The 17,085-nt window shown below is 67.8% G+C and carries 11 protein-coding genes; 7 read left to right on the top strand and 4 right to left on the bottom strand.

What is annotated here, in order from left to right:
* Positions 1-68 precede the first annotated feature (68 nt).
* Positions 69-1,133 carry an asparaginase gene (locus tag DPV74_RS32890; RefSeq protein ID WP_060126088.1) on the bottom strand — a complete coding sequence of 355 codons (1,065 nt, stop codon included), beginning with the start codon at positions 1,131-1,133 and terminating at the stop codon, positions 69-71.
* 322 nt (positions 1,134-1,455) lie between these two features.
* Between DPV74_RS32890 and DPV74_RS32885 the strand changes: the two genes are divergently transcribed.
* Positions 1,456-3,690 carry a TonB-dependent siderophore receptor gene (locus DPV74_RS32885; RefSeq protein WP_060286354.1) on the top strand — a complete coding sequence of 745 codons (2,235 nt, stop codon included), beginning with the start codon at positions 1,456-1,458 and terminating at the stop codon, positions 3,688-3,690.
* 45 nt (positions 3,691-3,735) lie between these two features.
* Here the strand turns inward: DPV74_RS32885 and phnY are convergent, their stop codons facing one another.
* Together phnY and DPV74_RS32875 are read right to left on the bottom strand one after the other, a co-directional pair.
* Positions 3,736-5,190: a phosphonoacetaldehyde dehydrogenase gene (gene phnY / locus DPV74_RS32880; RefSeq protein WP_119338693.1), complete on the bottom strand. Its 1,455-nt coding sequence runs from the start codon at positions 5,188-5,190 to the stop codon at positions 3,736-3,738.
* 59 nt (positions 5,191-5,249) lie between these two features.
* Positions 5,250-5,591, bottom strand: coding sequence for a GNAT family N-acetyltransferase (locus tag DPV74_RS32875; protein ID WP_119338692.1), 342 nt, complete (start codon positions 5,589-5,591; stop codon positions 5,250-5,252).
* 270 nt (positions 5,592-5,861) lie between these two features.
* On the opposite strand from DPV74_RS32875, the gene DPV74_RS32870 reads away from it, so the two are divergent.
* The 6 genes from DPV74_RS32870 (at position 5,862) to DPV74_RS32845 (ending at position 15,501) form a co-directional block, all read left to right on the top strand.
* On the top strand, positions 5,862-7,388 hold the full coding sequence (locus DPV74_RS32870; RefSeq protein WP_119338691.1) for a PLP-dependent aminotransferase family protein: 1,527 nt from the start codon (positions 5,862-5,864) through the stop codon (positions 7,386-7,388).
* Positions 7,389-7,913: 525 nt separating this feature from the next.
* On the top strand, positions 7,914-10,808 hold the full coding sequence (locus DPV74_RS32865; protein WP_119338690.1) for a GH92 family glycosyl hydrolase: 2,895 nt from the start codon (positions 7,914-7,916) through the stop codon (positions 10,806-10,808).
* A gap of 379 nt (positions 10,809-11,187) precedes the next feature.
* On the top strand, positions 11,188-11,586 hold the full coding sequence (locus tag DPV74_RS32860; protein WP_060194738.1) for a nuclear transport factor 2 family protein: 399 nt from the start codon (positions 11,188-11,190) through the stop codon (positions 11,584-11,586).
* A 161-nt stretch (positions 11,587-11,747) separates the two neighbouring features.
* Positions 11,748-13,565 carry a sulfoacetaldehyde acetyltransferase gene (gene xsc / locus DPV74_RS32855; RefSeq protein ID WP_021157638.1) on the top strand — a complete coding sequence of 606 codons (1,818 nt, stop codon included), beginning with the start codon at positions 11,748-11,750 and terminating at the stop codon, positions 13,563-13,565.
* Between the two features lie 137 nt (positions 13,566-13,702).
* Positions 13,703-14,737 carry a phosphate acetyltransferase gene (gene pta / locus DPV74_RS32850; RefSeq protein WP_119338689.1) on the top strand — a complete coding sequence of 345 codons (1,035 nt, stop codon included), beginning with the start codon at positions 13,703-13,705 and terminating at the stop codon, positions 14,735-14,737.
* On the top strand, positions 14,734-15,501 hold the full coding sequence (locus tag DPV74_RS32845) for a sulfite exporter TauE/SafE family protein (RefSeq protein WP_027791255.1): 768 nt from the start codon (positions 14,734-14,736) through the stop codon (positions 15,499-15,501). Before pta ends, DPV74_RS32845 begins: the two co-directional genes overlap by 4 nt.
* Before the next feature lie 76 nt (positions 15,502-15,577).
* On the opposite strand, the gene DPV74_RS32840 is transcribed toward DPV74_RS32845, so the two are convergent.
* A partial coding sequence (locus tag DPV74_RS32840) for a cobalt chelatase (protein ID WP_119338688.1) occupies positions 15,578-17,085 on the bottom strand: 1,508 nt, incomplete at its 5' end.

Below are 17,085 nucleotides of genomic sequence, written 5' to 3'. Positions count from 1 at the left end.
GCAGGCATGTGCCCGCCGCCGCGCACGGCCCGGGTCGCGGGCCGTCGGCAGCGGCGCATCCGCGCCGGTCAGGCCGGCTGCAATTCGAACGGGAACGTGGCGTGCCCGATCTCGACGCCCTGCGTGTTGCGCATCGGCGGCCGATGGAAAGCGGCCAGTTGCGCGCGCTGCCCGGCCGTGCCGATCTGCAGCCGCTCGAGGAGTTCGCTGACGACCATGTAGAGCACGTCGAGATTGCCGTCCTCGATCTTCACCGAGATGCCGAGCGCGCCATCGGCGCCCAGCTGCCGCGTGCGCGCCGACGCACGCACGCCGATCCCGTAGCACGCATCGGCGCCGAGCTTGCCGACCACCTGCCCGTCGAACGCTTTCATCAGCACCGTGCAATAGCGCCCGTCGCCGGCCACCAGTTCCGGATACGCGGTCATCGCACGATGAATGCGCGCCAGCGCACGCACGCGATCGCTGATTGCGTCACCGCCCGCCTCCACCGTATCCGCCCCGTCGGCCAGCGATGCGTACAGGCGCGCCAGCCGGTCCAGCGGAAACGCCGGCGTCGGCAGGTTGCACCCGTCGATCGCCCAGCCCACTTCGTCCTCGCGCAGCCCGCACGCATCGGCCATCACCTGTTTCACGCGCACCTGCATCGGATGCTCGGGCAGATGGTAATCGGCGATCGCTGCGCCGATCGCCTGCGCGCCGGCCAGCATCCCGACATGCTTGCCCGAACAGTTGCTGCATACGCCGGTCGGCGTGTAGTCGCGCTTGATCCACGCGCGGTACACCGCGTCGGACAACGGCGGATGGCCGCCGCAACGCAAGTCCGATTCCTGCGCGGCGACTTTTGCGAGCATCGCGCGCGTGCGTTCGATATGCCGGTCCTCGCTGCTGTGCGACGCGCACATCAGCGCGATGTCCGCATCGTCGAAGCCGAAGCGCTCGGGCGCGCCCGTCTCGATCACCGACAGCGCCTGGGCCGGCTTCGCCGCCGACCGCGCGAGCGTCATCCGGAACGGATTGCCGAACCGGGCCAGCAGCCTGCCGCGTGCATCGACCACCGCCACATCGGCGACGTGCGTGTTCTCGATCGCCTTGCCGCGGTACGTGACGACTGCTGCGCGTTGGGTGTCCATCTTATGTTGTCTCCATGCTCGGGGCCTGCTTGCCGGGGCCCTTCCAACCGGTACGGCAGTGTAGCGAGTCGCCGCGCCACGCGCCGGCCCGGCCATGGAAAGCGGTGTTGCATATGACGCAAAGGCGATCGCGCCCCCACGAAGACCTGACCGAATTAGTACAAAAACCATTCAATCGTTTACAGAATTAGTACCAATCCGTAGAATTGCGACCGTAGACGCGAATCATACGCATTTACATTGACGTTTTCCGATGTTCCGCACTGCCCGGCCTGCATCGAGAAAACGCGCCTGCTCACCGAATCTTCTGCTGCCTCTCGATATGCCCGCCCAGTTCAAGACGAGGCCTCGCGCCCTCGTGTCGGCGCTGACCTGCTCCGTTTTCCTGACCCCGCTGCTCGCCTCCGCCGAAACGGCACCGCCCCCCGCCGCCGACCGGCCGGCCCCGTCCGCCGACGTGCAGGCGACGCTGCCGACCATCACGATCCAGTCGTCCGCGCCGTCGGACATGCAGGTGAAGCAATCGCCGTCGTACAAGTTCACCGCGCCGCTGCTCGATACGCCGCGCTCGGTCACGGTGATCCCCGAGCAACTGATCAAGGAAAAGAACGTCACGTCGTTCGCGGACGCGCTGCGCTCGGTACCGGGCATCACGTTCCTCGGCGGCGATGCGGCCGCGAACCCCTCGGCCGACCGCCCGGTGATCCGCGGCTTCGAATCGCGCAACTCGATCTTCGTCGACGGGATGCGCGACTCGGGGCTGCAGAACCGCGAAACGTTCGCGGTCGAGCAGATCAGCGTGATCAAGGGCCCCGATTCGGTCTATGCGGGCCGCGGCTCGGTGGGCGGCAGCATCGACATCGTCACGAAGACGCCGAAGAACGACGACTTCATCAACAGCAGCATCGGCTTCGGCACCGACGGCTACAAGCGCGCGACGGTCGACGCGAACCGCAAGATCAACGACACGACGGCCGTGCGCCTGAACGTGATGGGTCACGACGCGAACCAGGCCGGCCGCAACGACGTGTACAACAAGCGCTGGGGTGTCGCGCCGTCGATCGTGTTCGGGCTGAATACGCCGACCACGGTCACGGTCAGCTACTACCACATGAACTCGTACGACATGCCGGACTTCAGCGTGCCGTTCCGCGCGTCGGGCGGCACGCCGGTGCCGACCGATCGCGGGCAGTTCTTCGGGTTGAACACGCGCGACTACCGCTACGGGCAGACCGACACCGCCGAAGTTCGCGTCGAGCACAAGCTCAACGACGACTGGAAGCTGAAGAACACGACGATGTTCGGCCGCTCGACGCTCGATTACGTCGCGACGAACCCGCAGATCCTCGCGTCGAACCCGAACATGCTGAGCCTGCAGGCGAAGAGCGGCAAGTACGCGCTCAACGGCTTCTCGAACCAGACCGAGGTGACCGGCAGCGCGAGCCTGTTCGGCATGAAGCACACGATGACGGCCGGCGTCGAGTTCAGCCATGAACAGGCGCGCTACGAGGGCTACCTCGTGTCGGATTCGGCCGGCCACAACATCCGCTCGGGCGGCCCGTGCTCGGTGGCCGGCAACTGCACGCCGCTCGCGGGCGGCTGGAACCCGAACATGCCGTGGACCGGCAGCATCGTGCTGAACGGCGACAAGGGCTTCCCCGGCGCGACGACGAACACGCGCACCGACACCGTGTCGGCGTACATCTTCGATACCGTGAAGCTGTCCGAGCGCTGGCAGTTCAACACGGGGCTGCGCTTCGACCGCTACGACACGACCGGCAAGCAGGCCGGCGTCGCCGACCTGTCGAACACGTCGAACCTGTTCAGTTACCAGTTCGGCCTCGTGTTCAAGCCGGTGAGCAACGTGAGCCTGTATGCGTCGTACGGCACGTCGTCGAACCCGCCGGGGTCGAACGGCGGCCTCGGCGGCGGCACCGACCAGATCACCGCGACGAACCAGGACCTCGCGCCGGAGCGCTCGCGCAACATCGAGATCGGCGCGAAGTGGGACGTGCTGCGGGATCAACTGTCGCTGACGTCGGCGTTGTTCCAGACCGAGAAGACCAACGCGCGCGTGAGCGACGGCCTCGGTCACACGGTCAACGCGGGCAAGCAGCGCGTGCGCGGTTTCGAATTCGGCTTCGCGGGCAACATGACGCCGAAGTGGCACGTGTTCGGCGGCTACTCGTACCTGAACGCGATCACGACCGACGCGGGCCCCGGCAACCCGGGCGCATCGGGCCTGCCGATGGTGATGGTGCCGAAGCACAACTTCACGCTGTGGACGAGCTACGACGTGATGCCGAAGCTCACGCTCGGCGCCGGTGCGACGGTGATGAGCCAGACCTATGCATCGGTGTCCGCGACGACGAAGAAATGGACGCCCGGCTACGCGCGCTTCGACGCGGCCGCCACCTGGCGCGTGAACAAGACGATGGACGTCCAGCTGAACGTGCAGAACCTGTTCGACAAGAAGTATTACGCGAGCGCGTACCCGATCTACGCGACCTGGGCGCCGGGCCGTTCGGCGATGGTCACGCTCAACTTCTATCAGTAACGCGGCTGGCGGCGGGAGGGCATGGTACGCCCCTCCTCGCCGCGCTCACCACGGCAGCGAATACGTCTTCACGTTCGTGAAGCTCTTCATCGCTTCCTGCACGCCTTCCTTGTATCCCAGCCCCGAATCCTTCACGCCGCCGAACGGCGTCAGCTCGAGCCGGTAGCCCGGCACTTCGCGCACGTTCACGCTGCCGACTTCCAGCTCGGTGATGAAGCGCGTGATGTGATCGAAGCGGTTCGTGCACACCGACGACGACAGCGCATAGTCGGTGCTGTTCGACATCCGGATCGCTTCGTCGATGTCGCGGAAGCGCATGATCGGCGACACGGGCCCGAACGTCTCGTATTTCACGAGCGGCATGTCGGGCGTCACGCGATCGATCACCGTCGGCGAATACAGCGCGCCGTCGCGCACGTTGCCGACCAGCAGCCGCGCTCCGCGCGCGATCGCGTCGTTCACCTGCTGCTCACAGAACTTCGCGGAGGCTTCGTCGATCACCGTGCCCATGTCCACCGACGGATCGGCCGGATTGCCGTACGACCACGCACGCGTTTTTTCGACGACCAGTCCGGTGAAGCGATCGGCCACCGACTCGTGCACGAGCATCCGCTTGATCGCCGTGCAGCGCTGCCCCGAGTTCTTGTACGAACCCGACACCGCGAGCGTGCTCGCTTCGTCGAGATCGGCGTCTTCCATCACGATGATCGGGTCGTTGCCGCCGAGTTCGAGCACCGCGCGCCGGTAGCCCATCCGCGCCGCGATCGACTTGCCGATCGATACGCCGCCCGTGAACGTGATGAGGTCGATCGCCGGGTTCGTGATCAGCTCGTCGGCGATCTCCTTCGGGTCTCCGGTGATCACCTGCAGCATCTGCGGCGGCAGGCCGGCTTCGTACAGGATGTCCGCGAACAGGTAGCACGACAGCGGCACCTTCTCGGACGGCTTCACGACGATCCGGTTGTTGGTCGCGATCGACGGCACGATCTTGTGCGCGACCTGGTTCATCGGGTGGTTGAACGGCGTGATCGCCGAAATCACGCCGAGCAGCGGATCGCGCTGCGTGTACACGCGGCGCTTCTTGCCGTGCGGGGTCAGGTCGCACGAGAAGATCTGCCCGTCGTCCTTCAGCACTTCGCCGGCGCCGAACGTCAGCACGTCGGCCACGCGGCCCGCCTCGTATGTCGAATCCTTGATGCACAGCCCGGCCTCGGCGGTGATCAGCGCCGCGATCTCCGCCGTGCGCGCACGCACGATGTCGGCCGCGCGGCGCAGGATCGCCGCGCGATCGTGGCGCGTGAGCGCCGGCCGGTATGCACGCGCGGCCGCGAACGCGCGCCGCAAGTCGTCGAGCGTCGCCTTCGGCACGGTGCCGACCAGCGCGCCGTCGTACGGGTTGCGCACTTCGATCACCGCTTCGCGCCACACGCGCTGCCCGTCGATGCGCAACGCTTCGTGCCGCACGTCGGATGCGGGAATCGGCTTCAGGACCGTGCTCATGTCGTCTCCGTTGTCGGGATGCGTGATCGTGGCCACGCTACCGGGTGTCGCAGCGCGCACTACCGCACCACGACCAGCCCTTCGTATTCGAGGCAGCGGCACAACGTCGCCCATGCCGGCGAATCGGGCCACTCGCGCGCGCCGGTGTCGATGCGGATCGGCCGTCCGAATTCGCGCGATGCACACGCCAGCAGCGTGTGCGCGATGCCGCTGCGTCGATAGGCGGGGTCCACGTACAGCCGCGCAAGCGACGGCGATCGCGCGGCACCGTCGCCGCCGTCGTCGATGCCGAGTTCGCCGATCGCCTCGTCGTCGCGATACGCGACCGCCGTCGCGCGCGTGTCGTCGAACACGATGCGGATCACGCGCTCGCAGCGATCCCTGAACACGACGACGTGCATGGCCTCCTCCCTTCGCATCACGATGCGGGCGAACGCGATGCGCGCACGCCCTCCCGCGCCCGCGTACCGGGGAGTTATCCGGATCGTCCAGGGGCGACGAGTTGAGTATCGTCTTGCCACGTCGGCGCGCAGTAGTGCCAGACGACACCTTTCATTGAGTCCACATCCGCGGCGCGACGCGCGTATTCTCGCGAAACCGCGCCTCTCGCGGGCCGCGCGCACCCCGGCGCGCACCGCCTCGCGTTTCCCGTACCGATCACAGGAGGAAGCATGCCGAGTCGTACCCCGACCGCCCTATGGGCCCAGCAGTTCCGGCGGTCGTCGGCGTCGAGCCTGCAGGACCAGATCCGGCGGATGCTCGTGGCCGCGATCCTCGACGGCCAGCTCGCCCCCGATGCCGCGCTGCCGTCGAGCCGCGAGCTCGCCGACCAGCTCGGCGTCGCGCGCAACACCGTCGTGCTCGCGTACCAGATGCTCGTCGAGGAGGGCTACCTGATCTCGCGCGAACGCAGCGGGCACTTCGTGAACCCGAAGATGCTCGAGGGCGTGCCCGGCTTCGCGGCGGCCAAGCCCGGCGAGAAAACGGACGGCGACGACGACACGCCGGGCCGCCCTGCGTGGGAAAAGCGCATCGCGCATCCGCCGTCGAGGCAGCGCAACATCGTGAAGCCCGCGAACTGGCAGCACTACGAATTTCCGTTCATCTACGGGCAATTCGACCAGTCGCTGTTTCCGACCAACGACTGGCGCGAATGCTGCCTGAAGGCGCTGTCGGTGATGGAGATCCGCAACTGGGCGCCCGACCTGATCGAGCGCGACGACGAATCGCTGATCCAGCAGATCCGCACGCGCGTGCTGCCGCGGCGCGGCGTGTTCGCGATGCCCGACGAGATCGTCGTCACGAACGGCTGCCAGCAGGCGCTGTACCTGATCGCGGACCTGCTGTGCGGCAAGCACACGACGGTCGGCTTCGAGAATCCCGGCTATCCCGACGCGCGCAACATCTTCGAGAACCGCAACGCGCGGCTGCTGCCGCTGCCCGTCGACGGCCACGGGATCGCGCCCGATGCGCTCGCCGATACGCTGGCGCGCTGCGACTACGTGTACGTGACGCCGAGCCACCAGTGCCCGACCACTGCGACGATGCCGGTCGAACGCCGCCGCGCGCTGCTCGATTGCGCGCGGCAGCACGATTTCGTGATCATCGAGGACGACTACGAGAGCGAGAACACGTTCTCCGGCACGCCGCATCCGGCATTGAAGAGCCTCGACACGGCCGATCGCGTGATCTACGTCGGCAGCCTGTCGAAGACGTTCGCGCCGGGGCTGCGGCTCGGCTACGTGGTCGGGCCGCGCGAACTGATCCGCGAGTTGCGCGCGCTGCGGCGGCTGATGGTGCGCCATCCGGTCGCGTATATCCAGCGTGCGTTCGCGACCTTTCTGGCGCTCGGTCATCACGACGCGCTGCTGCGCAGGCTCGCGCATGCGTACAGCGAGCGCTCGCAGGCGCTGATGGCCGCACTCGATGCGCATCTGCCCGAAGCGCGTCACGTGCGTGTGACGGGCGGTGCGTCGTGCTGGGTCGAGGGGCCGCCGTGGCTCGATGCCACGCGCCTCGCGACCGACGCGCAGGCGGCCGGCATCCTCATCGAGCCGGGGAACGTGTTCTTCATGGACGATACGGGCGACGCGCGACGCTGCTTCCGGATGGGGTTCTCCGCGATTCCGCTCGAGCGGATCGAGCCTGGTGTGCGGGCGCTGGCGCAGTGCGTGCGGGCGCAGAAGCCGGGCACCTGACCGGATGCGGAGAGGCGTCGCGCCACCGATTGCGTGCCCCCCTCGCCCCTCGTGCACAATCACGCATCCGGAAACGATCCCGACTTTCGTTGCGCGGCAAGCATGTCGCCGGTGTCGCGCGCGTCGCTCCCGTGCGACGCGCGCAGGTGCCGATCGTAACGATCGATCGGGTTGCGCTGCCTGGCAGCAGGCTGCCTTTCGGGTAGAGGTCGCGTTCACGTGCGCACGCAACGTGGGCCGCCCCCGATCGGCACGTTGTTTCTCGCCTTGTCGTAGAACCCTGCATTCGCGACGCGCTCGCTGAATCCGTTGCACCCGCCGATACCGCGCCATCGCCTGCGCATCGTTTCCACTCGTTTAGTAAATCTAATAAAAACATTACAAATCCGTTATTCGGATTGACAGCGAATTCATACGAATCCTAGTGTTACGACGCAACACGACAGCAACAACCCACAGCGATCCCGGGATTCGATCGTCGGGATCGTCAAGGCAAAAAGGCATCTCCGACTGGAGGGGACGATCATGAGTCGATTCACGACGCTCGCGGCGTTGCTGGCCGCGGCGTGCGCATTGAGCGGGTGCGGAGGCGGTGACGGCAGCGACGGAACGGCGGCGTCGATACTGGCCGCACACCCGGCGGAATCGTCGGCCGGTGCGGCCGACACGACCAACCTCGACGACAACCGCAGCCTGTCGTTGACGCAGTATGTCGACCCGCTGATCGGCACGCTCGCGAGCAATTCGCCGAACCCGGTGCCGGCGGGACAGGCCGGCAGCGTCGTGCCGGCCGCCGGGCTGCCGTCGGGCATGGTGCAATGGGCGCCCGACACCAACACCACGCCGGCACCGAACGACAGCAAGGAACCGAACTCGCCGGCCGGCTATTACTACGACCTCCATTCGATCCAGGGTTTCAGCGTCACGCACATGCCGGGCGCCGGCTGCAGCGGCAACAACGGCGAATTCCCGGTCATGCCGACCACCGACGCGGCCCAGCTCGTTCCGACCTTCAGTCATGCGAATGAAACGGCCCGGCCCGGCTACTACTCGGTCGCGCTCGATTCGCAGATCAAGGTGGAACTGACCGCCACCCTGCGCACCGGCTTCGGCAGGTTCACCTACCCGGCCGGCAAACCCGCGCTGCTGGTACTCGACGCGACGCGCACCAATACGAAGACCTCGACCACCGGCGCGATTACGCAGGTTTCCGACAGCGCCATCTCGGGCAGCACGATCGGCGGCGGCTTCTGCGGCAACTCGGTGCCGGTACCCGTCTACTTCTATGCCGCGTTCGACCAGGCGTTCACGTCGGCGTCGATCTCGCACGGCGTGGCGCAGCTCGGCTTCCGTCCCGGCCAGGCGGTCAGGATGAAGATCGGCATTTCGTACGTCAGCGCCGCCAATGCAAAGGCCAACCTCGACGCGGAAAATCGCGGCTGGGACTTCGAGGGCGTGCGCACGCAGGCAGACAGAATCTGGAACGAGCGCCTCAACGCGATCCGCGTGGCAGGCGGGACGCTGGACGCGAAGAAGAAGTTCTACACGGCGCTCTATCACGCGCTGTGGGCGCCCAGCATCTTCAGCGACGCGAACGGCCAGTACATCGGCTTCGACAATACCGTGCACCAGCTCGCCAAAGGCCAGAACGCGCAGTATTCGTCGTTCTCGGGCTGGGACATCTACCGTTCGCTGATCCAGCTCAAGTCGATCCTCGCGCCGTCCGAAACCAGCGACATGATCCAGTCGCTGGTCAACGACGCCGATCAGTGCGGCGCGATTCCGCACTGGGTCAACGACAACGTCGAGGACGGCGTGATGCCGGGCGATGCCGGTTCGCTGATCGTTTCGAGCGCCTACGCATTCGGCGCGCGGCGCTTCGATACGCGCTCCGCGCTGCAGCACATGGTGAAGATGGCGAACATCCCCGGCACCGCCTGCAACAACGTGACCACCAACGGCGGCCGCGCGAGCTACCTGCAGGGCGGCTACATCACCGGCGGCGAGTGGGGGCAGGCTTCGTCGACGCTCGAATACACGAGCAGCGACTTCGCGATCTCGCGCTTTGCCGGCGCACTCGGCGATACCGCCACGCAGCGCATGCTGCTGAGCCGCTCGGCCTACTGGCAGAACCTGCTCAACACCGCGCTGACGCCGCCGCTGATCGCGGCGCGGCAATCGAACGGCGCGTGGATACCCGAAACGCCGGGCAGCGGCGACAACTACGTGGAAGGCAATGCCGAACAGTACACGTGGATGGTGCCGTACGACGCGGCCGGCCTGTTCGCGCAGCTCGGCGGCAACACGGCCGTGACGTCGCGCCTCGACCAGTTCTTCACGGTGCTCAATGCCGGCCTGAGCCTGCCGAATTTCTACATGGGCAACGAGCCGACCTTCGAGGTGCCGTGGCTTTACAACTGGGCCGCGCAACCGTCCGGCACGCAGCGCGTGGTGCAGCAGATCATGGCCAGCGCGTTCGGCACTGGCCCCGACGGCTTGCCGGGCAACGACGACCTCGGCGCCGTGTCGGGCTGGTATGTGTGGGGCGCGCTGGGCCTGTACCCGCAGATCCCCGGCGTCGCGGGCCTGGCGATCGGCAGCCCGCAGTTCCCGCAGATCGACGTGCGGCTCGGCAACGGCCACACCTGGCGGATCCGTGCCGCAGGCGCGCCGGCCTCGAGCTACGTGCAGTCGCTGTCGATCAACGGTCGTGCCCACCCTGCCGCATGGGTCGCCTATGACGACATCGCCGATGGTGCGACGCTGCACTTCGCGATGGGCAGCGCACCGTCTCGATGGGGCGCCCAGGCGCAACCGCCGTCGTTCGGCGTACCGGTGGCGCTCAATGCGACCGACAGCTACAACAACCGCGGCTTCAGCATGGACGGTGCGACCAATACCGACGGCCAGGGCGCGGACTTCGACGGCAGCCTGTTCAGCTACTCGGTCAATGCGCTCGGCGCGGCGGGCGTGCAGCCCGGCAAGCCGTTCGCGGTGGCCGGCGCCACCGTGACGGTGGCGGGCGGGCCGCTCTCGCTCGACAACACCGTGACCGTCGGCCAGACCGTGATGCTGCCGCCGGGATCGGCCGGCACCGGCGTCGTGGTGCTCGGTTCGTCCAACAACGGCCCGAGCAGCGGGGTCGCGCAGCTGAACTTCGCGGACGGGTCGAGTCAGGCCGTCACGCTGGCCTTCGACGACTGGACCCTGAACGGCGGCAGCGCGAGCCCACGCTCGACGGTGGCCGTCACGATGGCCTATCGCAATGCCGGCGACGGCCAGCAGGACAACGTCAAGACCTACATCTTCGCGCAGAAGATTCCGGTGCCGCCCGGCAAGGTGGTGACGAGTATCGTGCTGCCGCGGCAGGTCAGCGCCGGCAAGATGCACGTGTTCGGGATCGGCATGACGGCGTCGTGATGTCCGCATGACCGGCGGGGCACATCGCGCGCGACGATGTGCCCCCCGCCTCCTCCTGCTCGCCCGCGTCGCGGGTCCCGCCCCGATGGCGACCGAATCCCTCGCCCGCCATTTTCCGTGCACGCCACGCTCACGGGCCTCGTTCGCCGTCGCGTCATGCGAGACGGCACGAAACCGGTTCAAGCCGTGCTTCCCGCCACGTCGGGAACGTCGGTAACGCCGTGAACGCGCGAACGTGCCCGGCATCCGCCGCTGGCCCAACCGAATCCCCCGAACTGGCGCTACCGCCAAAAACGAGCGCTCACTAACGTGTCGATACCGCGTGCCGCATGCGCGCCAGCGCCTCGCGCACCGCCCACCATTCGACAGGAGACACGTTATGTCCGACACGCTCACCGCCCCCGTCACGGCCGCCATGCTCGCGGCGTTTTCCGACGCATTCAACCGGCATGACGCGAATGCATTGATGGGCTTCATGACCGAGGACTGCGTATTCGACGCGGCCGGCGGCCCCGACATCCACGGCACGCGCTTCATCGGACGCGACGCCGTGCGCGCCGCGTTCGAAGCCGTGTTCAAGACCTTCCCCGACGCGCACTGGGGCCGCGGCCGCCACTACGTGACCGGCGAGCGCGGCGTGTCCGAGTGGGTGTTCACCGGCACGCACGCCGAAGGCTGGCGCATCGAGGCCGAAGGCTGCGACCTGTTCGAATTCCGCGACGGGCTGATCGCCGTCAAGCGTGCGTTCCGCAAGGAACGGCCGAAGCAGCCGGCCTGAGCGCACCACCCGGGGCCACCGTACCCCACACGCATTTTGAAACGAATCATTTCATTTCATTCCACATTTCCCCGCAGCAGGTGGAATGACTTGACCGGCTTTTCCCGGCAAATAGCATCTGGAACGAGACGTTCCGTTAATTGAACAATCGGAGACAACCCATGAGCGAACAATCCACTTCCCTGCGTGCATCGGCCAGCGGTCCGCAGGACATGACGCCGTCCGAAGCCTTCGTCGAGACCCTCGCGGCCAACGGCGTGACCGACATGTTCGGCATCATGGGCTCCGCGTTCATGGACGCGATGGACATCTTCGCGCCCGCCGGCATCCGCCTGATCCCGGTCGTGCACGAACAGGGCGCGGGCCACATGGCCGACGGTTATGCGCGCGTGTCGGGCCGCCACGGCGTCGTGATCGGCCAGAACGGCCCCGGCATCAGCAATTGCGTGACGGCGATCGCGGCCGCGTACTGGGCACACAGCCCGGTCGTGATCGTCACGCCGGAAGCCGGCACGATGGGCATCGGCCTCGGCGGTTTCCAGGAAGCGAACCAGCTGCCGATGTTCCAGGAATTCACGAAGTACCAGGGCCACGTCACGCACCCGGCGCGGATGGCCGAATTCACCGCGCGCTGCTTCGACCGCGCGCAGGCCGAGATGGGCCCGACCCAGCTGAACATCCCGCGCGACTACTTCTACGGCAAGGTCAAGGTCGAGATTCCGCAACCGCGCCGGCTCGATCGCGGCGCCGGCGGCGAACAGAGCCTCGACGATGCAGCCGCGCTGATCGCGCAGGCGAAGTTCCCGGTGATCATCTCGGGCGGCGGCGTCGTGATGGCCGATGCGATCGAGGAATGCAAGGCGCTCGCCGAACGGCTCGGCGCACCGGTCGTCAACAGCTACCTGCACAACGACTCGTTCCCGGCGAACCATCCGCTGTGGTGCGGCCCGCTCGGCTACCAGGGCTCGAAGGCCGCGATGAAACTGCTGTCGCGCGCGGACGTCGTGATCGCGCTCGGCTCGCGCCTCGGGCCGTTCGGCACGCTGCCGCAGCACGGGATGGACTACTGGCCGAAGGACGCGAAGATCATCCAGATCGACGCGGACCACAAGATGCTCGGCCTCGTGAAGAAGATCTCGGTGGGCATCTGCGGCGATGCGAAGGCGGCGGCCATCGCGCTCACGCAACGCCTCGAAGGCCGCACGCTCGCATGCGACGGCTCGCGCGGCGATCGCGCCGACCAGATCGCGACCGAAAAGGCCGCGTGGGAAAAGGAACTCGACGACTGGACGCACGAGCGCGACGCATACAGCCTCGACATGATCGAGGAGCAGAAGCACGAGAAGCCGTTCAGCGGCGGCCAGTACCTGCATCCGCGCCAGGTGCTGCGCGAGCTCGAGAAGGCGATGCCCGAAGACGTGATGGTGTCGACCGACATCGGCAACATCAACTCGGTCGCGAACAGCTACCTGCGCTTCAACAAGCCGCGCAGCTTCTTCGCGGCGATGAGCTGGGGCAACTGCGGTTATGCGTTCCCGACGATCATCGGCGCGAAGGTCGCCGCACCGCATCGTCCGGCCGTGTCGTATGCGGGCGACGGCGCGTGGGGCATGAGCCTGATGGAAACGATGACCTGCGTGCGCCACAACATCCCGGTCACGGCCGTCGTGTTCCACAACCGCCAGTGGGGCGCGGAGAAGAAGAACCAGGTCGACTTCTACAACCGCCGCTTCGTCGCGGGCGAACTCGACAACCAGAGCTTCGCGGCGATCGCGCGCGCGATGGGCGCCGAAGGGATCACGGTCGACCGCCTCGAGGACGTCGGCCCCGCGCTCAAGCGCGCGATCGACATGCAGATGAACGAAGGCAAGACCACGATCATCGAGATCATGTGCACGCGTGAACTCGGCGATCCGTTCCGCCGCGATGCGCTGTCGAAGCCGGTACGCATGCTCGACAAGTACAAGGACTACGTGTGAGCCCGCGTCGCTGACGCAACCGCGTCAGGCCGCGTGCATCACCGCGCGGCCTGAACCCGGCCGGACGCCGTGCCCCGTGCGGGCCGCCGCATCCGGCCGTTTTTCCTTCCCGTGTTCCATTCCTCAGCGAGCGAACGATGAAAGCCCTCGACCGCATCCTCGAATCCGCGCGCCGCGCGCCGATGCGCATCGCGCTGTGCGAAGCGGACGATCCACGCGTGCTGCACGCCGCCGCGCGCGCGACGCGCGACGGCATCGCGCGCATCGTGCTCGTCGGCAACCGTGCGGCCATCCACGCGGCAGCCGCGCGCGACGCGATCGATCTCGACGGCATGACGCTCGTCGATCCGGCCGACGCCCCGCAACGCGATGCGTATGCCGACGCGCTGCATGCGCTGCGCGCCAAAAAAGGCATGACCGCCGACGCAGCACGCGACGCGGTGCGCGATCCGTTGACGTACGCCAACCTGATGGTGCGGCTCGGCGACGTGGACGGCTCGGTCGCGGGCGCCGTGCATGCGACGGCCGACGTCGTGCGCGCGGCGATCCAGCTGATCGGCGTGGACCCGGCGTTCCGGATCGTGTCGAGCTTCTTCCTGATGATGCTGTGCGAACCGTTCCACACGATCAAGGGCGGGCTGATCTTCTCCGACTGCGCGCTCGTCGTCGATCCGGATGCCGGCCAGCTCGCCGAAATCGCGATGGCCGCCGCCGACAGCGCACAAGCGCTGCTCGGCGAGGCGCCGCGCGTCGCGATGCTGTCGTTCTCGACGAGCGGCAGCGCGCATCACGCGGCCGTCGACAAGGTGACGGCCGCGACCGCGCAGGTGCGCGAACTGCGCCCCACCCTCGCGATCGACGGCGACGTGCAGTTCGACGCGGCGATCGTCGCGGAGATCGCCGAGCGCAAGATCGCGCATTCGCAGGTGGGCGGCCATGCGAACGTGCTCGTGTTCCCGAGCCTCGAGGCCGGCAACATCGGCTACAAGCTCGCCGAACGGATCGGCCGCGCGAAGGCCGTCGGCCCGCTGCTGCAGGGGCTGCGCCGGCCCGCGAACGACCTGTCGCGCGGCTGCAGCGCCGACGACGTGTATCACGTGATCGCGGCAACCACCGTACAGGCGCAGGCGGCCGCGCAACGCGCCGCGACCGGCGAGGCCGCGCCCGCATGACGGCAGACAAACTGGCGATCCTGATCGCGGTAATCGGCGCCGGCAGCTATTTCCAGACCGTCACCGGCTTCGGGCTCGGGATGATCGTGATGGGTGCGACGAGCGGCTTCGGGCTGGCGCCGCTCGCCACCGTCGCCACGCTGATGAGCGTCGTGTCGCTCGCGAACGGCGCGGCCGCGCTGCCCGGCCGGCTGCATCACATCGACTGGCGCGCGGTCGGCGCGGCGACGCTCGGCATCCTGCCGTCGGTGGTCGCGGGCGTGCTGCTGCTCGAATGCCTGAGCCGCTCGGCGGCCGACCTGCTGCAACTGATCCTCGGCGCGGTGGTGCTGTACGGCGGCCTGAGCGCGGCGCTGCGCCCGACACCGCTCACGGCGCGCTCGGACAACCGCAGCTTCTTCGTCAGCGGCCTGTTCGGCGGGCTGCTGAGCGGCATGTTCGGCGTGTCGGGGCCGCCGCTGATCTTCCAGTTCTACCGGCAGCCGTTGACGCTCGTGCAGATCCGCTGCGCGCTGATCGTGCTGTTCACGACGACCTCGGCCACGCGTGTGCTGTACAGCGCTTGCGAAGGCCAGATCGATCGCGACATCTGGCTGCTGGCCGCGATCGCGACGCCGGTCGTGATGCTGACGACGGTCGCCGCGCGCCACTACCCGCCACCGCTGTCGCCGGTCGCGCTGCGCCGGCTCGCGTTCGGCGTGCTGATGGCGATCGGCATCGGGCTGATCGCGACGTCGCTGCCGCCGCTGCTGCGCGGCGTGTAGTGCCGCGCGGCGCACGCCGCATCGAACCCTCCGGCGCGCGGCATTCGCGCCGCGATGCGCACGCACACTACTCGCTTCACCGCCGCGCACCGATCCAGCGCGCGATTTCGACGAGCCGCTTCATGTCCGGCGCCGACGCAAGATCGATCGCGAGCCGGTGCCGGTAGTACGGGCCGAGATCGAGCCCGACGCCGAGCCCGACGACGTCGACGCGGCCGGCCGCTTCCTGGCGCGCGACCACCTGCTTCAGGTGATTGTCGAGGTAGAACGGATCGTTCGCGAGCGCCGTCGCGCCGTCCATCGGGCTGCCGTCCGAGATCACGACGAGGATCTTGCGCGCTTCCGGCCGCGCCGCGAGCCGCGCACATGCCCATTCGACCGCTTCGCCGTCGACGCCCTCGCGGAACAGGTCGGCCTTGAACAGCGCGGCGATGCCCGTGCGCGCATGCCGCCAGCGTGTGTCGGCGTCCTTGAACACCAGGTGGCCGGTTTCGTTGAGCCGGCCCGGATGGCGCGGCTTGCCGCGCGCGAGCCAGTCCTGCCGCGCGCGGCCGCCGTTCCACGCGAGCGTCGTGAAGCCGAGCACTTCGGTGGCAAGGCCGGCGGCATCGCCGGCGCGGGCCAGCGTGTCGACCATCAGCGCGACGCCGTCGATCCACGTCTTCATCGATCCCGAGCAGTCGATCAGGAACGCGAGCGCGCAGTCCGCGTGCGGCCGCACGCGTTCGAGCCGGAACAACCGCCGTTCGGCCGGCGAGCTGACGAGCTGCGCGAGCCGGCGGCCGTCGAGTCGGCCGTGCTCCTCGCCGAACGACCAGCCGTCGGCCTGCGGCACGACGAGCGCCGCGCGCAGCACCCGTGCGAGCCGCGTGACGTTGATCCGCTGCGCGGCGACCTGGCCGTCGAGCCGGTCGCGATACTCGCGCAGCAGTGCCGCGCGGATCTGCGCGGCCGGCCGGAGTTCGCGGTCGTAACGCATCGTGTACGCGCGGTAGACCGCATCGCCGCCATGCAGCACGACGCTGTCGCCCGTTTCGACGAGCGCCGGCAGGTCGATGCCCGTGTCGTCGAAATCGACCCATAGCGAGAAATTCGTCAGCGCATCGTCCTGCTCGCGTGCGTCTTCCGATGCCGTTTCGACGACGGCCGCGCGCGCGTCGCGGATCATCGCCGCAATCCGGCGCGCGAGCGTCAGCGCGTGTTCCGCGAATGCGCGCTGATCGTGCCGGCAGCGCTTGAGCCCCGCGAGCGGCACGCCGATCTCCGGCACGATCGCCGCGCGCGACGCTTCGATCAGGTCTTCCGTTTCTTCGAGCACCGGCCAGCCGGTCAGCCGCGACCACGCGATCTGCGCGACCGTGTACACGAGGATCCCGACATGCGTATCGGCCTGCCCCGACCGGTGAAACGCGCGCGACCAGGTTTCGAAACGATGGCGCAGGTTCTGCACGACGCCGCGCATCGCGGGTGGCGCGAGCGACTCGCAGCGCAGTTGCTCGAGCATTTCGAACAGCACGCGTTCGACCGGATCGTCGCCGGACAACGCGCGATGCAGGCCGGCATCCGAATGCAGGATGCGCAGCG

Origin of the sequence: Burkholderia sp. HAN2018 (assembly GCF_024704855.1) — a bacterium.
GTDB classification, from domain to species: Bacteria; Pseudomonadota; Gammaproteobacteria; order Burkholderiales; family Burkholderiaceae; genus Burkholderia; species Burkholderia cepacia.
The sequence above is the reverse complement of the archived record's forward strand: the minus strand, read 5'-3'. Positions and strand labels throughout refer to the sequence as shown.